The sequence below is a fragment of the Sulfuricurvum sp. genome, assembly GCF_023229695.1.
Taxonomy (GTDB): domain Bacteria; phylum Campylobacterota; class Campylobacteria; order Campylobacterales; family Sulfurimonadaceae; genus Sulfuricurvum.
This window is the reverse complement of sequence record NZ_JALNYS010000006.1, coordinates 96,911-121,033: the sequence shown is the minus strand read 5'-3', so window position 1 is coordinate 121,033 and position 24,123 is coordinate 96,911. Positions and strand designations below refer to the sequence as shown.

The 24,123-nt window shown below is 48.4% G+C and carries 19 protein-coding genes; 13 read left to right on the top strand and 6 right to left on the bottom strand.

The genetic code is table 11. The features are described 5' to 3' along the window. Positions 1-211 precede the first annotated feature (211 nt). The 8 genes from M0P91_RS05675 to ccsA all read left to right on the top strand — a co-directional run bounded on the left by M0P91_RS05675 (position 212) and on the right by ccsA (position 12,945). Positions 212-949, top strand: coding sequence for a sulfite exporter TauE/SafE family protein (locus tag M0P91_RS05675; RefSeq protein ID WP_295065520.1), 738 nt, complete (start codon positions 212-214; stop codon positions 947-949). 3 nt (positions 950-952) lie between these two features. Then, a complete protein-coding gene (uvrA, locus tag M0P91_RS05670; protein WP_295065518.1) occupies positions 953-3,769 on the top strand; it encodes an excinuclease ABC subunit UvrA in 2,817 nt (938 codons plus the stop codon). 43 nt (positions 3,770-3,812) lie between these two features. After that, positions 3,813-4,625: an HDOD domain-containing protein gene (locus tag M0P91_RS05665; protein WP_295065516.1), complete on the top strand. Its 813-nt coding sequence runs from the start codon at positions 3,813-3,815 to the stop codon at positions 4,623-4,625. Positions 4,626-4,636: 11 nt separating this feature from the next. Continuing rightward, a complete protein-coding gene (polA, locus tag M0P91_RS05660) occupies positions 4,637-7,360 on the top strand; it encodes a DNA polymerase I (RefSeq protein ID WP_295065514.1) in 2,724 nt (907 codons plus the stop codon). A gap of 285 nt (positions 7,361-7,645) precedes the next feature. Next, positions 7,646-7,954, top strand: coding sequence for a nucleotidyltransferase domain-containing protein (locus M0P91_RS05655; RefSeq protein WP_295065512.1), 309 nt, complete (start codon positions 7,646-7,648; stop codon positions 7,952-7,954). Next, positions 7,947-8,312, top strand: a complete 366-nt coding sequence (locus M0P91_RS05650; RefSeq protein WP_295065510.1) for a HepT-like ribonuclease domain-containing protein — start codon at positions 7,947-7,949, stop codon at positions 8,310-8,312. The genes M0P91_RS05655 and M0P91_RS05650 overlap by 8 nt, the downstream gene beginning before the upstream one ends. Before the next feature lie 105 nt (positions 8,313-8,417). Further along, positions 8,418-9,770 (top strand): NADP-specific glutamate dehydrogenase, encoded by a 1,353-nt coding sequence (gene gdhA, locus M0P91_RS05645; protein ID WP_295065508.1) that lies wholly within the window; start codon positions 8,418-8,420, stop codon positions 9,768-9,770. A 64-nt stretch (positions 9,771-9,834) separates the two neighbouring features. Further along, positions 9,835-12,945 carry a cytochrome c biogenesis protein CcsA gene (ccsA, locus tag M0P91_RS05640; protein WP_295065506.1) on the top strand — a complete coding sequence of 1,037 codons (3,111 nt, stop codon included), beginning with the start codon at positions 9,835-9,837 and terminating at the stop codon, positions 12,943-12,945. Positions 12,946-12,971: 26 nt separating this feature from the next. Here ccsA and M0P91_RS05635 read toward each other — a convergent pair whose 3' ends face one another. Together M0P91_RS05635 and dnaJ are read right to left on the bottom strand one after the other, a co-directional pair. Continuing rightward, positions 12,972-14,723 (bottom strand): HD domain-containing phosphohydrolase, encoded by a 1,752-nt coding sequence (locus M0P91_RS05635; RefSeq protein WP_295065504.1) that lies wholly within the window; start codon positions 14,721-14,723, stop codon positions 12,972-12,974. 89 nt (positions 14,724-14,812) lie between these two features. Further along, the gene (gene dnaJ / locus M0P91_RS05630; protein WP_295065502.1) at positions 14,813-15,928 is read right to left on the bottom strand and encodes a molecular chaperone DnaJ; all 1,116 of its coding nucleotides are present in this window, start codon (positions 15,926-15,928) and stop codon (positions 14,813-14,815) included. Between the two features lie 197 nt (positions 15,929-16,125). Here dnaJ and M0P91_RS05625 point away from each other — a divergent pair, with 197 nt between their 5' ends. From M0P91_RS05625 to recR, 5 genes are all read left to right on the top strand, one after another. Next, positions 16,126-16,272 carry a hypothetical protein gene (locus tag M0P91_RS05625; RefSeq protein ID WP_295065501.1) on the top strand — a complete coding sequence of 49 codons (147 nt, stop codon included), beginning with the start codon at positions 16,126-16,128 and terminating at the stop codon, positions 16,270-16,272. 127 nt (positions 16,273-16,399) lie between these two features. Then, positions 16,400-16,693: a nucleotidyltransferase family protein gene (locus tag M0P91_RS05620; protein ID WP_295065499.1), complete on the top strand. Its 294-nt coding sequence runs from the start codon at positions 16,400-16,402 to the stop codon at positions 16,691-16,693. After that, positions 16,686-17,030, top strand: a complete 345-nt coding sequence (locus M0P91_RS05615) for a DUF86 domain-containing protein (RefSeq protein WP_295065497.1) — start codon at positions 16,686-16,688, stop codon at positions 17,028-17,030. The genes M0P91_RS05620 and M0P91_RS05615 overlap by 8 nt, the downstream gene beginning before the upstream one ends. A gap of 147 nt (positions 17,031-17,177) precedes the next feature. After that, a complete protein-coding gene (locus M0P91_RS05610) occupies positions 17,178-17,543 on the top strand; it encodes a hypothetical protein (protein WP_295065495.1) in 366 nt (121 codons plus the stop codon). Next, entirely contained in the window at positions 17,540-18,109 is a 570-nt protein-coding gene (recR, locus tag M0P91_RS05605) for a recombination mediator RecR (RefSeq protein ID WP_295065493.1), read from the top strand. The genes M0P91_RS05610 and recR overlap by 4 nt, the downstream gene beginning before the upstream one ends. On the opposite strand, the gene hrpB is transcribed toward recR, so the two are convergent. The 4 genes from hrpB to M0P91_RS05585 all read right to left on the bottom strand — a co-directional run bounded on the left by hrpB (position 18,106) and on the right by M0P91_RS05585 (position 23,984). Then, positions 18,106-20,631 (bottom strand): ATP-dependent helicase HrpB, encoded by a 2,526-nt coding sequence (gene hrpB / locus M0P91_RS05600; protein WP_295065491.1) that lies wholly within the window; start codon positions 20,629-20,631, stop codon positions 18,106-18,108. The two genes, recR and hrpB, sit on opposite strands and share 4 nt — an antisense overlap. Continuing rightward, positions 20,619-22,283 (bottom strand): TrkA family potassium uptake protein, encoded by a 1,665-nt coding sequence (locus tag M0P91_RS05595; protein WP_295065488.1) that lies wholly within the window; start codon positions 22,281-22,283, stop codon positions 20,619-20,621. Before M0P91_RS05595 ends, hrpB begins: the two co-directional genes overlap by 13 nt. Positions 22,284-22,295: 12 nt before the next feature. Next, positions 22,296-22,673, bottom strand: a complete 378-nt coding sequence (locus M0P91_RS05590) for a DUF6394 family protein (RefSeq protein WP_295065486.1) — start codon at positions 22,671-22,673, stop codon at positions 22,296-22,298. A 96-nt stretch (positions 22,674-22,769) separates the two neighbouring features. After that, positions 22,770-23,984 (bottom strand): putative glycoside hydrolase, encoded by a 1,215-nt coding sequence (locus tag M0P91_RS05585; protein WP_295065484.1) that lies wholly within the window; start codon positions 23,982-23,984, stop codon positions 22,770-22,772. Positions 23,985-24,123 lie beyond the last annotated feature (139 nt).

Below are 24,123 nucleotides of genomic sequence, written 5' to 3'. Positions count from 1 at the left end.
TACCCTTCTGTGAACGTAAGTATGAGAATTGATTATAGCGTAAAATCAGGTGATCTAAAAGAGTTCTATTGAAGGGTGAAACGAGTATAATCGCGCGATCTGATTCGTTTGCAAAAGACCGAAAGATGACTTTGACACTTCTGTTTGCCGCGAAGGTAGTAAAATTTGTCGTACATTCGACAAATGATTGATTTGTAAAGAAAGTGGAATGATGACGATTGAATTGAGTTTTTTAGGGATTCTAGTCGGTACCATGTCGGGTTTCTTCGGTATTGGCGGGGGGACCGTTACGGTTCCGCTGCTTTTGGTACTCGGATTCGGGATTAAAGAGGCGATCGGAATTTCGGTGATGCAGATGGTAGCGGGGTCACTGATGGCGGCATGGATCCATCAAAAAAACAAAACCTACGGGATCGGAGATGTAAAATATTTCGGATTTGGCGGGGTCGTCGGAGCGGTGATCGGGGCGATGCTGGTCAAAGCGCTGGATACGTCATTTCTGGAGTGGCTCTTTTTGGGGATTGTTGCGTTCACGCTGGGACGTTTGGCCTTTTCGAATCCGGTGCCGACACGCGCTGAAGTGGTTAATCGTCCTCTGTATAGCGCCATCGGCGGCGGAATCGGTATTTTTTCAGGGATGCTCGGAGTGGGGGGGTCTATTTTACTGACCCCGATTTTGGTCAGTTTTATGGGATTTCCATTGAAAAAAGCCTCGGCAGTGGCCCTATTTTATGTGATGTTTACCTCCCTTTCGGCATTTATAACGATGGTGAGTCTTGGCTTGATCAACTTTCATGCAGGAATCATTATGGCGGTTACCTCATTAATCGGTATCCGATTGGGAATTTGGCTGGTGGATAAAACGAAAATCACCCATTATAAGCAAATCCTGATCCTTTTTTATACACTTATTTTTAGCATTACGGCATACAAATTGATAGCGGGGTAAATAATGGACACAATTAAAATAATCGGTGCCAGAGAGCACAATCTCAAAAATATTTCTCTTGAAATTCCGAAAAACAAACTGATCGTTTGTACCGGAATCAGCGGAAGCGGTAAGTCGACACTGGCATTTGATACCCTCTATGCGGAGGGGCAGCGCCGCTATATCGAATCGCTTTCCAGCTATGCGCGACAGTTTTTGGATCGTATCGGCAAACCGGATGTTGACAAGATCGAAGGGCTCACCCCGGCCATCGCGATCGATCAGAAAACCACCTCTAAAAATCCCCGCTCGACTGTAGGGACGATTACCGAGATCTACGACTATCTTCGTCTTTTGTATGCCCGTATCGGGGTTCAGCACTGCCATTTATGCGGAAAGAAAATCTCAAAAATGTCGGCACAGGACATTATTGATCAGGTTCACAAGCTTCCCGAAAATGCCAAAGTGGTGATCCTCTCTCCGTTGATACGTGAAAAGAAAGGGAGCTTCGCCGATATTCTCGAATCATTGCGTCATAAAGGGTATGTCCGTATCATGATTGATGGGGTTATGGTCCGTCTGGATGAGGAGGTGGAGCTTTCCAAAACCAAAAAACACACCCTGAAAGTAGTGATCGACCGCCTTGTCATCAAGCCGGAGAATCATGACCGGCTGGCACAGGATGTTGAAAAAGCGCTCAAAGAGAGTTACGGTGAAGTAGAGATCGAGATTCAAAACGGTGAGGAGATCGGTCTGCATGAAAAATTGATCCATTACAGTGAACACAGTGCCTGTTTTGATTGTAAAGTGAGTTTTGACCCGCTTGAGCCGCTCTCCTTTTCCTTTAACTCCCCGAAAGGGGCATGTTCGGAATGTGACGGATTGGGAATACGCTACGCTCTGGATTACGACAAGATTATCGATTCGGAACTTCCGATTGAAAAAGGGGCTATTAAAATCGTCTACGGTTTTAACAAAGGGTACTATTTTACCTTTCTGAAAGCTTTTTGTGCCGCATCGGGAATCAATGTCAACGCCCCCTTTTATACCCTTGAAGAGCATCAGAAAAAGGCGATTTTGCACGGAGGTATCGAGGATGTTACCTTTAAATGGCAGGAACATCCGATTACCCGTGTCTGGCCCGGTATTGTACGGATAGCGTATGATATTTTCAAAGATGAAAAAGATTTGGCCGATTACATGAGTGAAAAACCGTGTAATGTGTGCAACTCCTATCGGCTTAAACGCGAATCGCTTGCGGTGAAAGTTGCCGGAAAAGGGATCGGTGATATCATTTCGATGCCGATGAAAGATTCGTATATGTGGTTTACCGATCCGGCAACGTTTGAGCATCTGGGCGACCAAGAGGCGATGATCGCCGCGTCAATCCTCAATGAGATTCGGGAGCGCCTTTTCTTTCTCTATGATGTGGGGTTGGGATACCTTTCTCTGAGCCGGGATGCCCGTACGATCAGCGGAGGAGAAGCACAGCGTATCCGTATCGCAAGCCAGATCGGGAGCGGTTTGACGGGGGTAATGTATGTCCTCGATGAGCCGAGTATCGGATTGCATGAACGCGACACCCTCAAACTCATCCGTACCCTTCGTTCATTGCAGGAGAAGGGGAATACCGTGATTGTCGTCGAACACGATAAAGAGACGATTGAACATGCCGATTTTATTATCGATATCGGTCCGGGTGCGGGAAAATTCGGAGGGAATGTCATGTTCGCCGGAACATTGGAAGAGCTGCGAAAGAGCGATACCCTGACGGCCGATTACATGTCGGGACGCAAGCAGATCAAATACTTTTACCGCCGCCCTCAGGTAGAGTGGATGAGTATGAAAAATGTCACTTTGAACAATATCAAAGATTTGAGCATACGGATCCCCCTCAAAAACTTTGTTTGCGTTACGGGGGTGAGCGGGAGCGGTAAAAGCTCACTGATTTTGCAGACTCTGCTGCCGGTGACCCGTGAAATTTTGAACCATGCGCGAAAAGTGAACCGTGTAGCGGGGGTCGAAGTTGAAGGACTCGACAAACTCGATAAAGTGATTTATCTCGATCAAAGTCCTATCGGACGGACGCCGCGCTCCAATCCCGCAACCTACACGGGGGTGATGGATGAGATCCGCAACCTTTTTGCCAAAACCAAAGAGGCTCAGATTCGAGGGTACACCGCGTCGCGTTTCAGCTTTAACGTCAAGGGGGGGCGATGTGAAAAGTGTCAGGGAGAGGGAGAAATCAAGATCGAAATGCACTTTCTCCCCGATATTATGGTGAAATGCGATGCGTGTCACGGGAGCCGTTACAATCTTCAGACCCTGCAGGTGGAGTACAAAGGGAAAACCATTTCGGACGTTTTAGGGATGAGCGTGGGGGAAGCGTTGCAGTTTTTTGCTCCGATTCCGAAAATGAAACTGATTTTACAGACCCTTAGCGATGTCGGGCTTGATTATATCACGTTGGGGCAAAATGCGGTGACCCTCTCCGGCGGAGAAGCGCAGCGGATCAAGCTTTCCAAAGAGCTGAGCCGCCGGGATACGGGAAGTACCCTCTATATCCTCGATGAACCGACGACGGGTCTGCACTTTGACGACGTCAACCGTCTGACGAAAGTACTCCATAATTTTGTTGAACTCGGGAATTCGGTATTGGTCATCGAACATAATCTGGATATGATCAAAAATGCCGATTATATCATTGATATGGGGCCCGAGGGGGGAGACGGAGGGGGCTTGCTTGTTGCGGAAGGGGACCCGGAGAGTGTTGCCAAAAGCTGGGAAAGTACCGGAAGTTTTACCGGAAAATATTTGGCTCTCGAATTAGATAGGGTATAATTGCTAACTAACACAAAATTATCAAAAATTATAGAGGAATGAAATGAAAAGTTCGATTATTAATAGTATTAAATCATTGCCCCCCCTTCCGAAAACGGTATTGGAGATGCAGCGTATCTGTAACGATCCGGACTCTTCCATCCAACAGTTGGTCAAAACGGTTGAAACCGATCCGATGATCGTTGCCAATTTGCTGAAGGCGGCAAATTCACCTCTTTACAGTTTTAACCGTACTATTATCAATGTGGCTCAGGCGGTCTCTTTGTTCGGTATGAGTATGACCCGGTCGATCGGACTGGGCAATTCGGTCCGCAAGCTTTTGAACGTCGATATGGAGCCCTATGGGATCAGTTCTGAGCGCTTTGCCGAAATATCATCGATCCAAGCGGCATTGATGCAAAAGTGGTATACCCAGATTGACCGCGTTAAAGCGGATAAACTCTTTTTGGCCTGTTTTTTGCAGGAGACGGGGAAAATTATCATTGCGAGCGACGTGATTCAAGAAGATATGGCGACCAATTTCCGGTCCGACGTTGAGAGAGCCGTTAACATAGCGGCTGTGGAAAAATCGTATGTGGAAGATACGACGGCAACCGTTACGGCAGCGATTTTTACCCACTGGAATTTTGATAAAGAGTTTGTGGAGATGATCGAGTATTCAGACTCTCCGGAAAAGGCTCCCGAAGAGGTGAAAGAGTTTGCAACCGCACTGAATATTGTTAAAACGATCATTCCGCTCAATGATCCGCTTGGGGAACACAATATCGCGTTCGGACTGAAAAAAGCGGAAGCCGCAGGATACGATATCGATAAACTGCAAAGTGCGATCGATACGATTCTTGCAACGTTTCATTGATTAGTGACACAATGGGCCAATCTACCGTCACGATAATCGATACGTTCGGATTTTTTTTCCGCAGTTTTTATGCGTTGCCTCCCCTTCGCAACAAGCAGGGGTTTCCGACCGGTCTTTTGACCGGATTTATCAATTTTATTGCATCGCTTCACAAAGATCACAGCAGCGATTACCTCATTTTCGCCCTCGATGCGAAGGGGCCGAGTTTTCGTGCCGAAATTGATCCTGCGTACAAAGCCAACCGTTCCCCCGCACCCGAAGAGTTGATCCAGCAGCTCCCTGTTGCAATCGACTGGATTGAGAAAATGGGGTACAAGTCACTCAGCGTGAGCGGATTTGAAGCCGATGATGTGATCGCTTCGGTTGTCCGTGAAGCGCGCACACACGGTCATCTGGTCCGTATCGTATCACACGATAAAGATCTCTATCAACTGATAGAAGATGATTTGGTTGTTCTGGTCGATGCGATTGCCAAAAAAGTGCTGAATGAACGCCATTGCGATGAAAAATACGGGGTTCATCCGCGCCAGTTTATCGATTACCAAGCCCTCATCGGTGACAGTGCGGATAATGTTCCCGGAGTCAAAGGGATCGGAAAAGTGACGGCGCAAAAACTGCTCACACAATTCGGAACCCTTGATGCGATGTACGAACGTCTCGATGAGGTGACTCCGCCGCGTATTCGCGGGCTTCTGGAAACGTATCGTGACGATGCGTTTCGTTCGCGTCAACTGGTGAGCCTCCGAGACGATGTCTTTGAGCGGTTGGATTTTAATGAATTTATCATGCATTTTGACAATCCGTTTCTCCCTATTTATGACGATTTGGTCCATTACGAGATGAATGCGGTGTTGCGCACCCTCAAGGCCAAAGCGCTGTTTGAGGAGTCTTCGGAATCTTCAGCCGCACCTATTGTACCGAAGAGCAGTGAAGTTACGGTTGAGTGTGAGCAAGGGTGCAGCGTGTTGATCGATACCGATGAAGCACTCGAAAGGCTCATTGCATCGATCCCCCGGAATTGCGTTATTGCATTCGATACCGAGACGACGGGATTGAATCCCCACAGTGATATTTTGGTCGGTTTCAGCTTTAGTACGGAGGGGAAAACGGGCTATTATGTCCCGATGGCCCATAGCTATCTGGGGGTTGGGGTTCAGGTCTCCCGGAGTGCCGCGAAAGCTGCAATGGAAAAAATTTTTACCCATCGGGTGATCGGTCACAATATCAAGTTTGATCTCCATTTCGTTACCCGATTTCTCGGAGTGGAGCGTTTGCCGATCCATGCCGATACGATGGTTCTGGCATGGCTTGGGGATTCGGGGCGCTCTTTGGCGATGGACAATCTGAGTGCTTCGCTCCTTCGCCATGAGATGATCCATTTCAAGGATACGGTGAAAAAAGGGGAGAATTTCGCCTCCGTTGCCATCGAAGATGCGTGTAAATACGCAGGAGAAGATGCCATTATCACCTATCGACTCTACGACGTACTTTGCGAACAACTTCTCGTAAAGGGTGGACAAGAGGCACTGGATGAGGCGTTTAGCGTCGAATTTCCTTTTACCTTAACATTGCTGGGGATGGAGCGTTACGGGATCGCCGTTGACACGGCGGTGTTGGAGACGTTTAAAAAAGAGGTAGCCTTAGAGATCGCCACTCTCACGGAGCAAATCCACAGCGCATGCGGAACCGTGTTTAATCTCAATTCTCCGAAACAACTCGGGGTTATTTTATTCGAGACGTTGGGGCTGGCGCACGGCAAAAAAACCAAAACCGGATACAGTACCGATGAGCAGGTTTTGGAAGGGTTGAAAAACGAGCATGCGGTGATCCCGATGCTGTTGCAGTACCGCGAATACCACAAGCTCTATTCCACCTATATCGAACCGCTAATCGCATTGGCGCAAAACGATTCGGCTTCCCGTATTTATACTTCGTTTGTCCAGACGGGGACGGCGACGGGACGGCTCAGCTCAAAAAATCCGAATCTCCAAAATATCCCCGTAAAAACCGCATTGGGGATGCGTATCCGCGAAGCGTTCGTCGCACCGCAGGGTAAAAAACTGATCGGGATCGACTATTCGCAAATCGAACTGCGCCTCCTCGCCCATTTCAGCGGGGATGCGGTTTTGGTCAATGCTTTTAACGAAGGGCATGACATCCATATGCAAACTGCGATAGCGTTGTTCGGCGAAGAGGAAGCGGTGAGCAAACGTAACATCGCCAAAACGGTCAACTTCGGTCTATTATACGGTATGGGGCAAAAAAAGCTCTCCGATACGCTGGGGATTACGACCAAGGAGGCAAAAGCGATCATCGATCGTTATTTCGAGACGTTTCCGAGTGTCAAGGGGTATTTTAGCGGTATCGTAGAGCAGGCCAAGGAGATGGGGTACGTCGAAACGCTGCTCCACCGCCGCCGCTATTTTGATTTCGCCTCCGCTACCCCGATGCTCAAAGCGGCGTATGAGCGCGAGTCGGTCAATACCGTATTCCAAGGCTCCGCATCCGATCTGATCAAACTCTCGATGAATACGATCGATGCAATGATCCGTGAAGAAGGGCTTGGGGCGCGAATGTTGCTGCAAATTCATGATGAACTGATTTTTGAAGTGGATGAGGATGTCGCCGAAGAGTATGCCGTACGATTTGTCGAGGCGATGGAGAGTATTTTAGAACTGCGTGTCCCGCTGAAAACGTCGATGCATATCGGGAATCACTGGGGTGAGTTGAAATAGTTTCTCGTCATTCCCGTGAAGGCGGGGATCCATCCCTACTTAAAATCATAGAAAGCGTGATATGAAAATTTTGTATGTAATTGGTAATGGATTTGACCTAAAGCATAACTTGCCCACTCGGAACAACACCACAGTTTTGGATAACATTGCAGGATAATTTTGATTTGTATCAAGCGTATAAGCAAGAATATACATCGATTCAAAAGATTAAAAAACTACACGTGGCGTAATCTAGTAAATACGAAAGATCGGATTTAAAATTGATTATTTGCTATAATCGTTCTCATGAATAAAGAACAAATCTTGGAGTATCTTAGAAATGTCAAAAGCACGTATGCGCAAGAAGGTTTTTTGATAGAAGCTCTCTTCGGATCGTATTCACGTGATGATGCCGATCCGAAAAGTGACATTGATATACTCGTCGAAGCCACACCGCAATTTGCCTCAAAATATGGTTTTCAAGCCTTTGAACGTATCCGTCAAATCCAAAATGAGTTAAGCAATGCACTCGGCGCGAAAGTCGATCTAGCGGATCGTACAGGTATGGGAAAAACAGCTCAAAAGTTCATTATCGATCGGGCAATTTATGTCTAAAGAGTCGATCAGCAAAATTTATCTCGTTCTCGAAAAAATTGAATATATCGAAGAAATTATCAAAGATGCGGGAAGCATAACGAGAGCACTGGAAGATGCCGTTACCAAACGCCCTGCGATTTTGATGCATCTCACCGCTATTGCGGAACAATTCAATAAACTCAAACTCGAAAATGCGACCCACATCCTTGAAGCGTTTGATCTTGGGGATATCAAAGGGATTTATGACGTCCGTACCTACATCGCTCACGATTACGAAGGGGTGAACCTCGCCATTATCGAATGGATCATCCGTAATGGTTTACCGAAATTTAAAACATTATGTCAGAGTGTTATAAATCAATACACAGCAGTCTAATTCACCCGTAGTTTCGTTAGTTCCATAAGCTGGATTTACCCTAAACGTGAAGTCTGGAATGACGATTATTGAACATAAAAAGCTTCAAAATAAGGAAAATAATATATGGTCGAAAAAATTTTAGCCAATCTTGAAAAATCGAATTGCGCTACCGATTCGACATTTATGCAGGCGGTCAGCGAAGTTCTGCGTTCATTGACACCGACGGTAGAGAGTGACTCGCGTTATGAAAGATATGCTATTTTGGAGCGTTTGGTCACCCCGGATCGGGTGATCCAGTTTAAAGTACAATGGGTAGACGATCAAAACCGTGTCCAGATCAATAACGGCTATCGTGTTCAGTTTAACAACTCTCTGGGACCCTATAAGGGGGGGCTTCGTTTTCACCCTAGCGTGACATTGGAGATGTTGAAATTTTTAGCGTACGAGCAGATTTTTAAAAACTCCCTCACCGGTTTGCCGATAGGGGGTGCCAAGGGGGGGAGCGATTTCGATCCCAAAGGGAAAAGTGATTTTGAGATCATGAATTTCTGTCGTGCGTTTATGCGCGAACTTCACCAATACATCGGTGCCCGTGTCGATGTCCCTGCCGGGGACATCGGAGTAGGGCTTCGTGAAATCGGATTTTTGTTCGGCGAATACCGACGCATTACCCGCAATTACGAAGGGGCTTTGAGCGGCAAGCCGTATGCGTTTGGCGGATCGTTGATGCGTCCGCAGGCGACGGGATACGGGGTCGTCTATTTCGCCGCCGAAATGCTCAAAGAGGAGATACAAGAGTCGCTGGAAGGGCAAATCTGCTCTGTCAGCGGTGCGGGGAACGTAGCCCTTCACACGATTGAAAAGCTTCAGCATCTGGGGGCAAAAGTGATCACCTGCAGTGATAGCGAAGGGACGATCTACGATCCTGAGGGGATCGATATGGATCTGCTCAAGAGGATCAAAGGCAATGAGAGACATCTCTCTTTGGAACACTATATCCAGAAAAAAGATACTGCCGTGTATACCAAAAAAGAGGATTATCCCCATGACGGTCATACGGTATGGAGTTATCCCTGTTTTGCGGCATTTCCGTGTGCTACCCAAAACGAGCTGACCCTATCGGATGCGGCACGATTGATTGAAAACGGGTGTATTGCGGTGATTGAGGGGGCCAATATGCCTACCACCCCCAATGCGATCGATCTGTTTCATGAAAATGGGATTTTGTTTGCTCCGGGAAAAGCTTCTAACGCCGGAGGGGTTGCGGTGAGTGAATTTGAGATGAGTCAGAACGCTTCGATGGAGAAATGGGATTTTGACAAAGTCGATCATAAACTCAATGCGATTATGCGCCAAATCTATAAACGGGTCGCTTTGACCGCAAAAGAGAACGGCAAAGAGCGAAATTTTGTCGACGGTGCCAATATCGCGGCATTCAAGCGGATTGCCGAGGCGATGATCTTAGAGGGAATTTAGTTTCCCCTCCGTATTTACCATAGTGCCATTACAATTGCACCTACATTATCACGATAGGTTACTTATGAATAGATTACTCTCCTTATTGAACTCCCTCAAAACGATGGCGGTTCTGATGTTGGTTTTTGCCGTCTCGATCGGCTATGCCACTTTTATCGAAAACGATTACGGAACGATGAGTGCCAAAGCCGATGTGTACAATTCACGATGGTTTGAAGCGCTTCTGGCGCTTCTGGCGCTCAATTTGACTTTAAATATCGTCCGTTTTAAAATGGCCCGCCGCGCCAAAACGCTGGTCTTTTTGTTTCACGTTGCATTTTTGATCATTTTGGTCGGTGCCGCCGTGACCCGCTATGTAGGTTACGAAGGGATCATGCATATCCGGGAAGGGGAGAGCAGCGATCAAATTCTCAGCAGTGACCCTTTTATCACCCTTACCGCTGAAAAGGGGGGAGAGAAGGTAGAGGTGCAGGAGAAACTTTACCTCTCCAAACGTTCAGAGAACCATTTTGAACGGACCCTTACCGTCGGCGGAGAATCGATTCGTGTCAAACTGGAAGGGTACATGGGGGATGCGCGGTATGAAGCCGTCGCCGATCCCAAAGGGGAGCCCCTCTTTAACCTGATGGTGACCGGAGCGCAGGGGGCGCAGCAGATTACCCTCAAAGAGGGGGAGTTTGTTGAGACGAATGATCTGATTATCGATTTTAAGTCGAAAAAAACGTTTGAAAAACCGGTTGTCTCCCTGAACGTCGAAGAAGATAATGCGTTTATGACCACACCGGCTGAGCTCTCAACCCTCAGTATGGATACCCAGCAAACCGCCACACTCACGGCGGGAAAACACGAATTGGCCAAGCGGACCCTTTTTCAGAGTGCCCAGAGCAGTTTCGTATTGCGTGATTTCTTCCCTAAGGGATCGATGCAGCTGGTGTCTAAACCGGCTAAAGGGCCGATGGTGCAGGGGGAGGATGCGTTGAGCTTTAGCGTAGAGGGGGGGAATGATACAACATCTGCCGTTGTGATGGGCAGTGTCGGCGAAGTCGGCGAAGCGAAAACGCTCAAGGTCGGGGATTCGACGGTGACGATTGAATACGGTTCGATTAAACGACAGCTCCCGTTTGCCATCGCTTTACGCGATTTTGAGTTGGAACGGTATCCCGGATCGATGTCTCCGGCATCATACGCCAGTGAAGTGACGGTCATAGACACTGCTGAAGGGGTCACTATGCCGTTTCGTATCTACATGAACCATATTCTCGATTATAAAGGGTACCGATTTTTTCAATCGTCGTTTGATCAGGATGAATTGGGGAGCGTCCTTTCGGTTAATCACGATCCGGGGACCTGGATCACGTATGTGGGGTATGCGATGCTTGCCATCGGATTGTTCGGTGTCCTGATCGTCAAAAACGGACGTTTTAACGGCTTGAACGAGAAGCTCAAGGGACTCGATGCCCAAAAAACAGCGGCTTCGCTGGCGCTTGTCGTTATGGCCCTTTTCAGTTCTCACGCTATTGCGTCGGAGGGGGAAAATCCGGTTATTAAAACGGCGAAAAGTTTCGATGCGGCCCATGCCGACAAATTCGGCCATCTGATCGTCCAAGACGGCAGCGGCCGGATGAAACCGATGGATACCCTGTCGCATGAAATTTTGGCAAAACTCTACCGTAGCGATACGATTATGGGGTTGAGTGCCAATCAGGCGATTTTGGGGATGATGCTCCGTCCCGATGCGTGGCGTGAGATTGCGATGATCCGTACCGGACATAAAGAGGTCAATAAGCTCATCGGCCTTCCCGAAGAGGCAAAAACGGCCGCTTTTTCACAGTTTTTCGAAGTCCCCGACGAGATGCAAGGGTACAAGTTAGCGACACTCGTCGACGAAGCCAACCGTAAATCTCCGGGGAAACGGGATAAATTCGATAAAGCGCTTCTGCAGGTAGATGAGCGGGTTAATGTTGCCTATATGGTCTATACGGGATCGTTGATGCGGATGTGGCCGAAACCGAACGACAAAAACCACAAATGGGACGGGACCATCGAATCGATGCAGTCTCTCTCTCCGAAAGAGGCCGAGATGGTGCGCCTTCTGGCCGTCAGCTATTTTGGTGCGGTGGATCAAGCCCTGAAAAGCGGCAATTGGAGCGAAGCGGATCAGGCGTTGGCCCGTATCGGTAAATATCAGCGTTTTACCGGCGCGAGCGTCTATCCGAACGAAACCAAAGTGGATGTTGAGATTTTTTACAACAAAACGAATATTTTCGAGCAGCTGTGGCCGCTCTATTTTATCGTCGGATTCACCCTGCTGATCCTGTCGTTTGTAAAAATCCTGAATCCCGCGTTCAAGCTTGAGTGGTTTACGAAAGTGACGTTCGGACTGCTCCTCCTTTTCTTTGCGGCCCATACGGCAGGATTGGGGATGCGTTGGTACATTTCCGGGCATGCACCGTGGTCCAACGGATATGAATCGATGATTTATATCGGTTGGGCGAGTCTCCTCGCCGGATTCATCTTCTCCCGTAAATCGGCGATGACCCTTGCGGCGACGGGGATTATGACAGGATTGATCCTTTTTGTCGCCCATCTGAACTGGCTTGATCCGCAGGTGACGAACCTCGTTCCGGTCCTTCAGTCGTACTGGCTCAGTATCCACGTATCGATGATTACGGCGAGTTACGGATTTCTGGGGCTGGGTGCTTTGCTGGGGATGATCACCCTCATCTTGTTTATCCTTAAAAAACCGCACAACGAAGTGCGGTTGAATTTGGCGATCAAAGAGCTCAATGCGATCAACGAGATGAGCCTCCTGTTCGGCCTCGTCCTCCTCACCGTCGGAAATTTCCTCGGCGGTGTGTGGGCGAACGAGAGCTGGGGACGCTACTGGGGATGGGACCCGAAAGAGACGTGGGCACTGGTGACGATTCTCGTTTATGCGGTTGTCGTCCATCTACGGATGATCAAGGGGGCCTATAACGACTATATTTTCAGCGTCGTTTCACTGCTGGCGTTCACCTCGGTCTTGATGACCTATTTCGGGGTGAACTATTATCTGGCGGGGATGCACTCGTACGCAAAAGGGGACCCCGTTCCGGTGCCCGATTTCGTCCCGTGGACCTATGCCGTTGTCGCTATCGTGATTGCGGCGGCCTATCCGAAGCGGACTACCCGCTAAGCTTTAGGGGGTTGTAAGGACACCAGTTATGATTTGGTGAGTGATTTTCTCAGGAAGGTTTGAAGCGATTCGAGTGAATGAATGGACGCCGCATCGAAGGCAATCGCCGACACCGATGTGACGACATCCAATGGGTTCATCCACTCCGGTGAAAGGGCTAACGGATCGGGGATGAGCCCATCTTTTCGTAAAATGATAAAGTCATCTCCCTCAAAACGGATTACGGCTGTTTCTGCATTGTATCGGATGAGAAACTGAGCATAGCGCCGTAACAACTCATCCCCTTTCTCCCAGCCGTATTTTTTATTGAATTCACTTATATTGCCGAGGGTAATGAACCATATTTGGCGGTACTCTTTGAAATCAGGTTCCATATAGAGAAAATTGAGATAGCTTAAACTGTAGGCGCCGGTTAACGGGTCTTTATAAAAATAGGAGAACCGTTCCATCTCCAAAGGGGTGGAGGGACGCTGAGACGCGACAGATTCGAGATTGATATGTGAGAGGGCCTCGATGGCCGCATCGATGATTTCGGAACGAAATTGAATACCGCGCATGGCGGAAAGCTCTTTGAACGCTTCTTGAATACTTTTGCGCCCTTTATAGATACGATTGGTCGTCATCGCGTCAAAGGAATCGGCGACGGCCATGATCTGCGAAGGATAGGGGATCTCATCGCCGCAAAGTTTGTCCGGATAACCGCTTCCGTCGAGCCGTTCATGATGATGACGGACAACTCTGGCAATCGGAGAAAAGATTTCAATCCGTCGAAGCAGGTCATAGCTCGCGGTCACATGCTCTTCGATCAGCGATTTTTCAATCGGCTCCAAGGGGCCGGGTTTGAGTAAAATCGAATCCGGAATGGCGATTTTTCCGATATCATGAACCATCCCCGCACGATAAATATCGGTTTGTTCATCGCGGCTTAATCCCAACTTTGCGGCAATCAGGCGAGAGTATTCCGCAACCCGCTGCCCGTGTCCTGCGGTATAACTATCCCGTTGCTCAATGACGGAAGCTAGGGAAATCAAATTTTGTTCGTATAAATCCAATCGTTCACGGACACGATGATCGGAAAAACGGTATCCCCACATAATAGCGCCCATTCCCATCACCCAGATGAGGAGGAAAATAAAGCTTTCGGTCTTAAGTCCGATGAGAAAGATCTCCTCATACCGTTTCATCGGTATTGTGATACTGAGCCCACCGCGAAGATCACCGACTTTATACCCTTGATGCTGATGACATTTCAGACACTCTTGTTTGATAAAAAGGGGAGAGATAAGACGTAGATGTTTTTCCCCATTTTCGGTGACCATTTCGGAATATTCGGTGCGGGTATTTGAGAGGGTTTTGAGATGGCGCGCTTCCCATGTGTCGGGTTTATTAGAAGGGTTTAAAAGTTTTTCGCTGGTGATATGGCTTTGCATCCCATACAATTTTGCATATAGCTCTTCCATTTGACGCAAGGCATAAGCGGGATTGACGAGAGTGAGCTGCTGTCCGTCGGACGTGTTAATGTCCCGATTGGGAACTCTTAGATAGGGGTTGGAGGGGGTCGAAGCAGTTATAGGGACGTATACCCCACCGTGCATGGCAATCCATTTGCGATAGGCAAAATCTTTTTTAACACTGGTTTGGGCTTCGATAAGCGCAAGCGAATTGATTTGAGAATTTTGCTGAAACGTTTGATAGCCGAAGAGCAAACCGATAAAAAGGGTCCATAAGAACGCAACGACAACAAAATATCGCCATAATTGCTCCCTTTCACTTGTCATGAAAGACCCCCTTTTTATCTAAAATCAATTTATAATAACAATATTGTCCTTAGCTGAAATTGAATAAATTATAGTATTTTCTTATGATATTATTTAAACCACCCTTTGACCCGTTCGAACGCCGATTCAAAAAGGCTCTCGTGCGGCTTGGATTCGATGCCGAAGCTCTCTTGGAGTTTATGCAGCAGCTCTTCTTGCTCTGAGGTGAGCTTTTTCGGGTAGGTGAGGCGGATCTGGGCGATTAGGTCCCCTTTGCCGCGTCCGTGTACGTCGCTGATCCCTTCGTTTCGGAATTTGTATTGTTGGGCGTCTTTGGTTCCGGTTTCGAGTTCGAGGGTCAACTCACCCGTGAGTGAGGGGATGGAGATATTTTCTCCCAAAACCGCTTGGGTGAAAAATACCGGCACTTCGAGGTAAACGTCGTTTCCGTTTCGGATAAAGTGATTGTCTTCTTCAACCTCAAAGGTGACGTAAAGATCCCCTTTGACTCCGCTTTTTCCGGTATTGCCGCGCCCCGATACCCGCAGGCGGTTACCGGTGTCGATACCGGCAGGGACTTTTACGGTGACGCTCTCTTTGCTCTCGGTGTAGCTTTTTCCTTTGCAGTCGCCGCACTTTTCACTTGCCATTGTCCCTTCGCCGTGACATGCCGGACAGGTTTGGGAGAAGGTCATGAATCCCTGACGGACATACACTTGCCCTTTGCCGCCGCATTGGCTGCAACTGGTTACTTTGCCCTCTTTGGCTCCGGTCCCTTTACAGGTTTTGCAGGAGTTTTTACTGGTGAAGCTGATCTCTTTCTCGCATCCGAATACCGCCTCTTTGAAGTTGATTTTGATCTCAACCCCCATGTCTAAGGGAAATTTGTCGCTTGGGGTGCGCGATTGACGGCGGCCGCCCCCTCCAAAACCGTTGAACATCTCTTCAAAAATACTCCCTAAATCATCGAATCCGCCGCTGCTTCTGCGTCCGCCCCCCCCTTGGAGTCCCTCTTTGCCATAGCGGTCGTAGATTGAGCGCTGCTGATCGTCGCTGAGGACTTGGTAGGCTTCGTTGCAGAGTTTGAATTTGTGTTCGGCGGTCGGATCCCCCGGATTACGGTCGGGATGGTACAATTTGGCCATTTTTCGGTAAGCCTTTTTGATCTCATCCCCGTTAGCACTTTTGGTGACCTCTAAAATTTCATAATAGCTCATCTCTTCCACGCGTAAACTCCACTCATCATCATTTTTTCGGAATTATACCATACCAAAAAGAGTGTTAGCTTAATTGAGTCAAAGAGCATCAAGTTTTGATAAGATAAGCGGGAAAATTTTCCAAATCAGGGAGATTATTGGGTAACAAAGAGGTTTTGTGTCATAAATTCTGGTAGTGTAGTACTATAATTTATGGGAGTATCTATTTGTATAAACGTTATTTACACGAATCGATCCAAGAAACGATGGGACATTTTCCGGCAATTTTGATCACGGGTACACGTCAAAGCGGCAAAAGTACCCTCTCTATGAGTTCGTGTGAAAACTACATCACCATTGATAATATCAGTTAATCATTTTTGTTTTAAAAAGCAAAAATGAACATATGGATGGCTTGTTATAACTACAAGCCAATTACTAAGGGATATGGAGATTTTTGGTTATAATCTTTCAAAATAAAATGGTTTGATAGGAGTTTTTATGACGAAAACGTTTATATTAGACTTTTTAGCACAACATAAAAATGATTTTTCTCAAAAATACGGTGTTACAAAAATAGGGCTTTTTGGAAGCTATGCCCGTGAAGATTTCAAAGACGGCAGTGATATTGATATTGCGATAGAGATGCAAAACGATAAGAAAAGCTTAAACACATTTTTCTCTTTAAAAAGAGAGCTTGAGGAAGCATTTAATCTAAAAGTCGATCTTGGAATAGAGAGTTCTCTCAAAGCTATTGCGAAAGAAAAAATAATGAAAGAGATAGTCTATGTCTAAAAGAGGCGAGCTTCTTTTTTTACAAGATATTTTGGATTCGACGGAAGCTATATTTGAGTTTACAAACGGGCTTAGTGTAGATGAATTTTCTGCAAATAGACTTGTATATAGTGCCACCATTCGAGAATTTGAGATTATAGGTGAAGCGACCATTCACCTCTCAGATGAAACACTCTCCAAATATGACCAAATTGTATGGAGAGATTTAAAAGATTTTAGAAATATTTTGATTCATGAATATTTTGGTGTGGACAGTCAAATAGTTTACAATACAATCAAAAATGATTTACCTCTTTTAAAAAATGTCGTGCAAAAAATGATAGAGGATTATTCTTAAACATCCTTTGATGAAACGTTTCCTATAAAAATTCAACCACTCCGTTGGCGCCCTCAAAAAACTTTATGACAGCAGATATTTATGTAAATAGTAAAATTTAATGTATAATTACTATTAAATTATACGTGAAATTGTGAGGTAGATAATATGGTAACGTATGCTTCAAACGAACTCATCGCCTCCTCTGAACTGGTTAAAAAGTTCGGTTCATACCTCTCGCAACTCAAAGAGAGCTCGACCTCCAAACTGGCTATTTTGCGAAACAACAAAGTCGAAGCGGTACTTATTTCTAAAGATGAATACGAAAAAATGGTCGAAGCACTGAAAAAAGTTCAAGGTGCTGAAATCCTCCTCTCGATCACGCAGGGGCTTGATGATGTGAAACAAGGCAGAGTCTCCCCTATCGAATCGCTGTGGGATGAGCTGAAAACCACCTATTCTAAAGGTAAAAAAGAGAGCATCAACGATCAGGAACTTATCGAACTTCTCAAAGAATATATGGATAAGCAATGAAGCGTTCCCTCGAAAAATTTAATCGCCTCGTCGATGCATTGCAGCAGCTCCCCACCATCGGCCAGAAATCGGCAACCCGACTGGCGTACCATATGGTGATGAATGACAGTTTCGGGGCGCTGAAACTGGCTCATGCGATTGAAAATGCCCTCTCATCGTTGAGAAAATGCCGCTCATGCGGGGGATTGAGTGAGGATGAACTCTGCTCGATTTGCAGCGATGAACGGAGAAATCATGAACTCCTGTGTATCGTCGAAAACGCAAAGGACATTTTGACCTTTGAAGAGAATGCCCTTTTTGACGGGCGCTATTTCGTCCTCGATTCGGTGGAACATTTGGATATTTCCCATTTGCGCGACGTGGTGAAGAGCGGTATCCGTGAAGTGATTTTTGCCCTGACACCGTCCATCGCCAATCAGGGGATCATTCTCTACATCGAGGATAAGCTCTATGATCTGGATGTCCGGTTCAGCCGTATCGCGCAGGGGGTACCGACCGGGGTGAGTCTGGAGAATGTCGATATCCTCTCGCTTACCAAGGCGATGGAAGATCGGGTGAGTATTTAGGGGGTCATAAACTTTTTGGTCCGTGTCGTCGGCTGCGCGGTTTGCGGGTCGTCGGGCCAGTAGTGTTTGGGGTATCTCCCTTTGAGCTCTTTTTTGACCTCGCCGTAGGAGCCGTTCCAAAATCCGATCAGATCACGGGTCATCTGGATCGGGCGGTGTGCGGGGGAGAGGAGATGGATGAGGAGGGGGAGTTTCCCCCCCATAACGCTTGGATGGGTTGTGACGCCGAACATCTCCTGTATCCGCAGCGCCAGTACGGGAGCATCGGGATCGCTGTAGTCGATGGGAATCTTGCTCCCCGTCGGTGCGGTAAAAAAAGGGGGGAGGAGTGCATCGAGGCGACGTAGCGTCTCCCACTCGATCCGGGAAGCAAGAATCGTGGTGAGGTCAAGAGAGTGGAGATCTTTGAGGGAGCTGTGGGTCGTAAAATGGGGCATCAACCACAGAGGCAGGGTATCGAAAAGTGCCGCGTCACTAAAATCTTCGGTAATCTCTCCGTGACGGTGAAACGCACGGAGCCGATACAGCAGTGAGCGTGACTGCTCCGTCCACGGCAAAGCCTCCAATCCGCTCAGAACGATCCCTTCGCACAGAATTTTCCCGATTTTTTCCCGTTCATTGCATTCAACCGTATGCGATCGGAGGAGTATCTCCCCCATGCGGAGGATTTCGCGCGCCTCTACCCGCTGGGTTTTCGGATTCCATGTCATGCTTTGGCGCGTCTCGAAAAGGTGGGGAAGGTAGGTTTCCAAATCTTCGAGAGAAATCGGTGCGCACAGATGGATGCGGGCTGATTGGGTGTGGCCGTCGCTGCGGGCGATGATGAGCCATTCGGAACCGCTGAGGTCGTCTCGGGGGTCCAAAACCGATTCTTTGCCGTTGACGCTGAGGTAGCGGCGATTTGAGGTGTCGCGGGAGCGTGAAATACGGTCGGGATAGGCCATTGCCAGCAAAACGGCGAGCATCGTATCGGAGAAATCGGCCGTGAGTTTCAATGGGCTTTTGAGACGTTTGGCCAGATCGCGGGCGCTGAGTAGGACCCGCTGCACCCCTTCGCGCAGATGGGGGGGGATAGGGCGGTTTTGAAGAAGATCGCTCAGAAGCCAAAACCGCTCCCGAATGTCGGCGGAGCGCTCCGACGAACCGGACAGGGGATCGCGTTCGCTTAAAAGGGCCGCTAAAAGGATCGCTTCGCCTACAATTTGAAGTTTTTGCCCCATGTGCAGCATGTGTGCAAGTCTCGGATGCAGACCGAGGGAGAGGACCGACCTTCCCTGCGGGGTGATCTGTGCCGGCGAGGTGAGCAGACCCAGCTCCTCTAGCAGGGTAGAGGCATGTTTAAAAGCACGCGGGGGAGGGGGATCGATCCATGCCAGATCTTCGGGGCGCGATCCCCATGCCGATAGTTCCAGAGCCAGAGGGGCGAGATCGGATTGGAGGATTTCGGGTTCGCTGTAAGGAGAGAGGGAGTGGTGGGCAATTTCGCTCCATAAACGGTAACAGCTCCCTTCGCTTTGGCGTCCGGCCCGTCCGGCCCGCTGTGTTGCGGAGGCGCGGGATATCTTTTGGGTTATGAGCCTCTCCATACCGCTGGAGGGGTCAAAGCGTACGACCCTCTCCAGACCCGAATCGATGACGATCCGTATCCCTTCGATCGTGAGGCTGGTTTCGGCGATATTGGTGGAGAGGACGATTTTTCTTTGCTCACAGGGATAGATTGCCGCTTCCTGTCCATTTTTGGAAAGATCGCCGTAGAGGGGGGCGACAAGAATATCGGGGGCGGTATTGCGTAGGAACTCTTTTAGAAGTGTTTCAAGTGATTTGATTTCACGGACGCCCGGGAGGAAGACGAGGATGTTTCCCGATTCGCGCTGCACAATCTCCCGGATGAGGGAAAAAAGGTGCGAAATCAGATTTCGCCCATCGAGGGCAGGGGTATTTGCAGGGAGGTGGGTGATGGCGACGGGGTAACTTTTCCCTTCGCTCGTGATAACGGGGGGAAAATCCAACACCGCCTCTAACCCCAAGGTATCGAGGGTTGCCGACATCACCGCAATTTTGAGATCGTCACGGAGAAACTCCTGCGTCTGGAGGGCAAACGCGAGGGAGAGGTCGCTGTGCAAATGGCGTTCATGAAACTCATCAAAAATGACCAAGGCGACATCTTCCAATGCAGGATCACTCTGAAGCCGGCGGGTCAAAATCCCCTCGGTCATAACGAGAATTCTGGTTTTCGGCCCCATTCGTCTCTCCGAACGGATATGGTAACCGACCGATTCCCCCACCTCTTCGCCCAGCATCTGCGCCATACGCTCGGCGGCCGCGCGCGCGGCAACACGGCGGGGGGAGAGGAGCAAAATCATTTTCCCCTCCAGCCACGGTTCCTGAAGGAGCGAAAGGGGGAGTGCCGTCGTTTTTCCGGCACCGGGAGGGGCTTGAAGTATCAGGCGGTTATGGGAAGCCAGCGTCTTTCGGATATCGCCGATAACGGCGTAAATGGGGAGGGAGGCTATTTGGACCATGGCAACATAAATCGTTGTGCTTCCGTCCCGTGAATGACGTAATAGAGCTCATAATAATGGTTGACGATCGTCTTAAACTGTTCCAGACTCGGACGGGTTGTTGCAAAGAGGATATGATCGTCGGCTTGAAGAGGGGTGTCGAGCGCAGGGATGAGGATAAACGTACCGTCGGCACGTTTGAGCCCCAAAATGACGATTTCAAGATCATTGCCGTCGCGGTAGGGGTTGTTTAGCAACTGTTTGATCGTTACGGGGGTATGGCGGACGAACCGGTGGAGGGCGTACATATGGTTTTGATCAACGGACATCTCGATGAGGGCCGGACGTTTGTTTACCTTGTCGGTAATGAGGAGCAGGGTATCGACCAGTTTCTCTTTGGTAAAATCGGAAATCCCTTCGATAAATTCAAATGTCATCGGGCGGTCGATGTAGTTGTATCCGTCCAGCGCGGCAATCTGATCAACGATGAAAATTTTATCGACTCTCAGATGGGAGAAGAGACTCTTTTCTTCCAGTTCGTTTTCCCGAACGATGGCAAAAATACGGGGGTTGAGGGTACGCGCGGTCGCGATGATCGAGAGATTGATCGCATCGTCGTTGGTCCCGGCAATGATACAGGAGGCCTCTTCGATCCCGGCTTGAAGAAAGAAATCCTGATCGGAAGAGACTTTTTCGTGCACCTCTTTGTTGATGTCCAGATAGGTGTAGTCGATACCGTTTTTATCCAGGGTATTTTGGAGTGTTTTTCCGAATCTCCCCTTACTGCAGACGATGTATTTTCCCATCGGGAGGATATCGCTTTTACTGACGTGGAGGTTTCCCCCCTGCACCCAGCTAAGGAGGTTGAACAGATAGGGGGATTTGAGGGCAAAATCGATTCGCCGTGCGATGATGGAGAAGATATCGATGACGTGGTCGACCCCGATATTGGCCAGATTTTCGCCGCCGTGTTTGACACCGGAACGGGCGATAATTTTGAGATGTTCGTTCAGGATACGGGCCCGGACGGAGATTTTGAGATTGAGCTGATCGTCATCGAAAAGGGTGATGAGAAATTTGCAGTTGGGAGACTGAACCCCCGATGAGCGCAGAACATCGGTCATCGAGGCATCGGCGACGATGGCGGGGATGGAGGGCATATAGAGTTCGCTGATCAGCGACTCGATTTTTTCGATGCTCTTGTCGATGACGACGATCCGATAGAGATTGTCCTGATTGAGTTTATCGATGAGCAGTTTTCCCGCATCGGTATAGCCGCAGATGATGATAAAGTCTTGTCCCAAATGACGTACTTTGCGCCGAAAGGTATTCATCTTGATCGCATAAATAAATGTCTTCTCCTGAAGTAGAGCAATGATGGAACCCAGAGCATAGATCCAAGCCGGAACCGTCGCATAGATGGTTAACAAGACGACGATCCGCTGCGGATAGGTGAAGGGGTAGGGGATTTCGCCGAATCCGATCGTCGTTGCCGTATAGCCGACAATGTACATGGCATCAAAAAAGCTAAGATGGGCCGCATTGCCCTGAGCATCTATCCCCGGGACAAGGGTAAGAAGGATCACCGGAATGGCATGGGCGAGATTGAGAACGATCAACGGCGTTCTCATTTTCCGTAAAAATAGCCAGATGGACGCTTCCGTTTTATTCATCGAAAAAATGGATCAGCGTTTTAGAAGAAGGGTTTCGCCGACGAACAAAGCGACGGATATGACATTGGCCACCAAAGCACCTGTCGCCAGCGATACAACGATCGTAAAAAGTTCCGGCGTCATAACGCTTGTCATGTTGACGATGCCCCACACCGATGCCGCAGCGATGAGCTGCAAATCGGCGACGAAACTCGTTGCGAGGAGAACCGAACCGGTTTGCGTTTTATCCCCCAACTTCATAATGGTAGCGATAAGGTTGACGACAATGGCGGCAACAAGCTCATACACACTGTGATAGGCGATAACGTCGATATCCCCCACTACAAAACCGAAATTAAGGGTGAGTGCAAGGATGATAAAAAAACCTGAGATAACTTTTTCTGAATTCATGATACCTCGATGTTAAAAACAGAGTGAGGAAAACTCTGTTAGAGTAAAAGTATTATATATCTATGCCAATATATACAACCTGAAAAATGACGTGCATTAAAGCTTAAGGAGTCCTGCCGCACTGTAAACGTTACGGGGATTCCACAAAATCCATCCGCAGCTTCCGAAATCTTCACTGGCACGTATTTGGTCGCGAATCTCTTTTGCCCCGTAGAGACGGCGGTCAAAGGCATAGTCTCGAAATGCCTGAAGCCACGGACGGTAGGCAAGGGGGGAAGTTCCCGATTTTTTGAGGGCTCTGTCCAACGATTGTTTGACGATTTCATAATTGGCGGCGACCGGATTGCGGTATCCGGGAATCCCCATATGAAAGCCCGAAGGATACAGCATCGGAGAGAGGTAATCGACATAGGGGGAGAGGGCGTCTACGCGTTGTCCGATATCGGTATCGGTGTCGTTCCAGCTGGTATAACCGAAGATATCGGCCGAGATAAAGACGTTGTATGGGGTCAGTCTGGATCGGGCTTTTTCTAAAAATCCGGCAATGGCTTTGACCCGTTCCGCTTGGGTATTGGGGACCGAAAATACAATCCCTTTTGCATCGGGAAAACGGATGTAGTCAAACTGTATTTCATCAAAACCCGCTTCTGCCGCTTCCGTGGCGATTGAAATCGGATAATCCCAGCTCTCTTTGCGCGACGCATCGATCCAATAGAGCCCCTCTTTGTCCTGAAAAAGGGAACCGTCGCTCCGGTGGACACCCCACTGCGGATGGAGGGCAACGAGAGGGGTGTCTTTAAACGTGACTATCCGGGCAATCGTATAGATCCCCTCACATTTGAGCTTGGAAACAAAGTTTTTGAGATCTTTGAAAAGGATCAGTTTTTGCGCTCCGATCCGGTTGGCCGTCGGATTGGCTGTGGCATAGGCCACTTGCCCCCGATCCATCTTGATATCGATGACGAGGGCATTGAGTTCGGTAGCGGCGATCAGCTCTTTGGCATTGCCCATGATGCCGTTGTGGGTGGCACCGAAGCTGGAGAGGTAAAGGGCTTTGGGGGTAAAAGGGGTGAGTACCATCTTCCCCCCCTTCGTGTAAAATTTGCGCTTGTAGCCGATGGCGCGCACTCCGATGACTTTCGATTCGGGGACACTGAAGATTCCGTTTTCATCGCTGCGGTATTCTCTCCCTTCGGCAATAATGATGGCATTTTTGATCGGTTTTGAGGTCACTTGATCGTATACCGTTCCACTCGTCATCGCCCCCCATGTTAGGGCAAAACATCCTGTTAAAATAGCGAGAATTCTCACACTGAACCTTTATCTTTTCTATGACGGTATCGTACCTAAAAAAGGGCAGTAATTTCCCGCATCTAAAAGATGCGGGTAGCTTCAGGGGGGGTGCAGGGGACAAATGTCCCTGCCACATTAGGGACTTCGTTCCTAATGT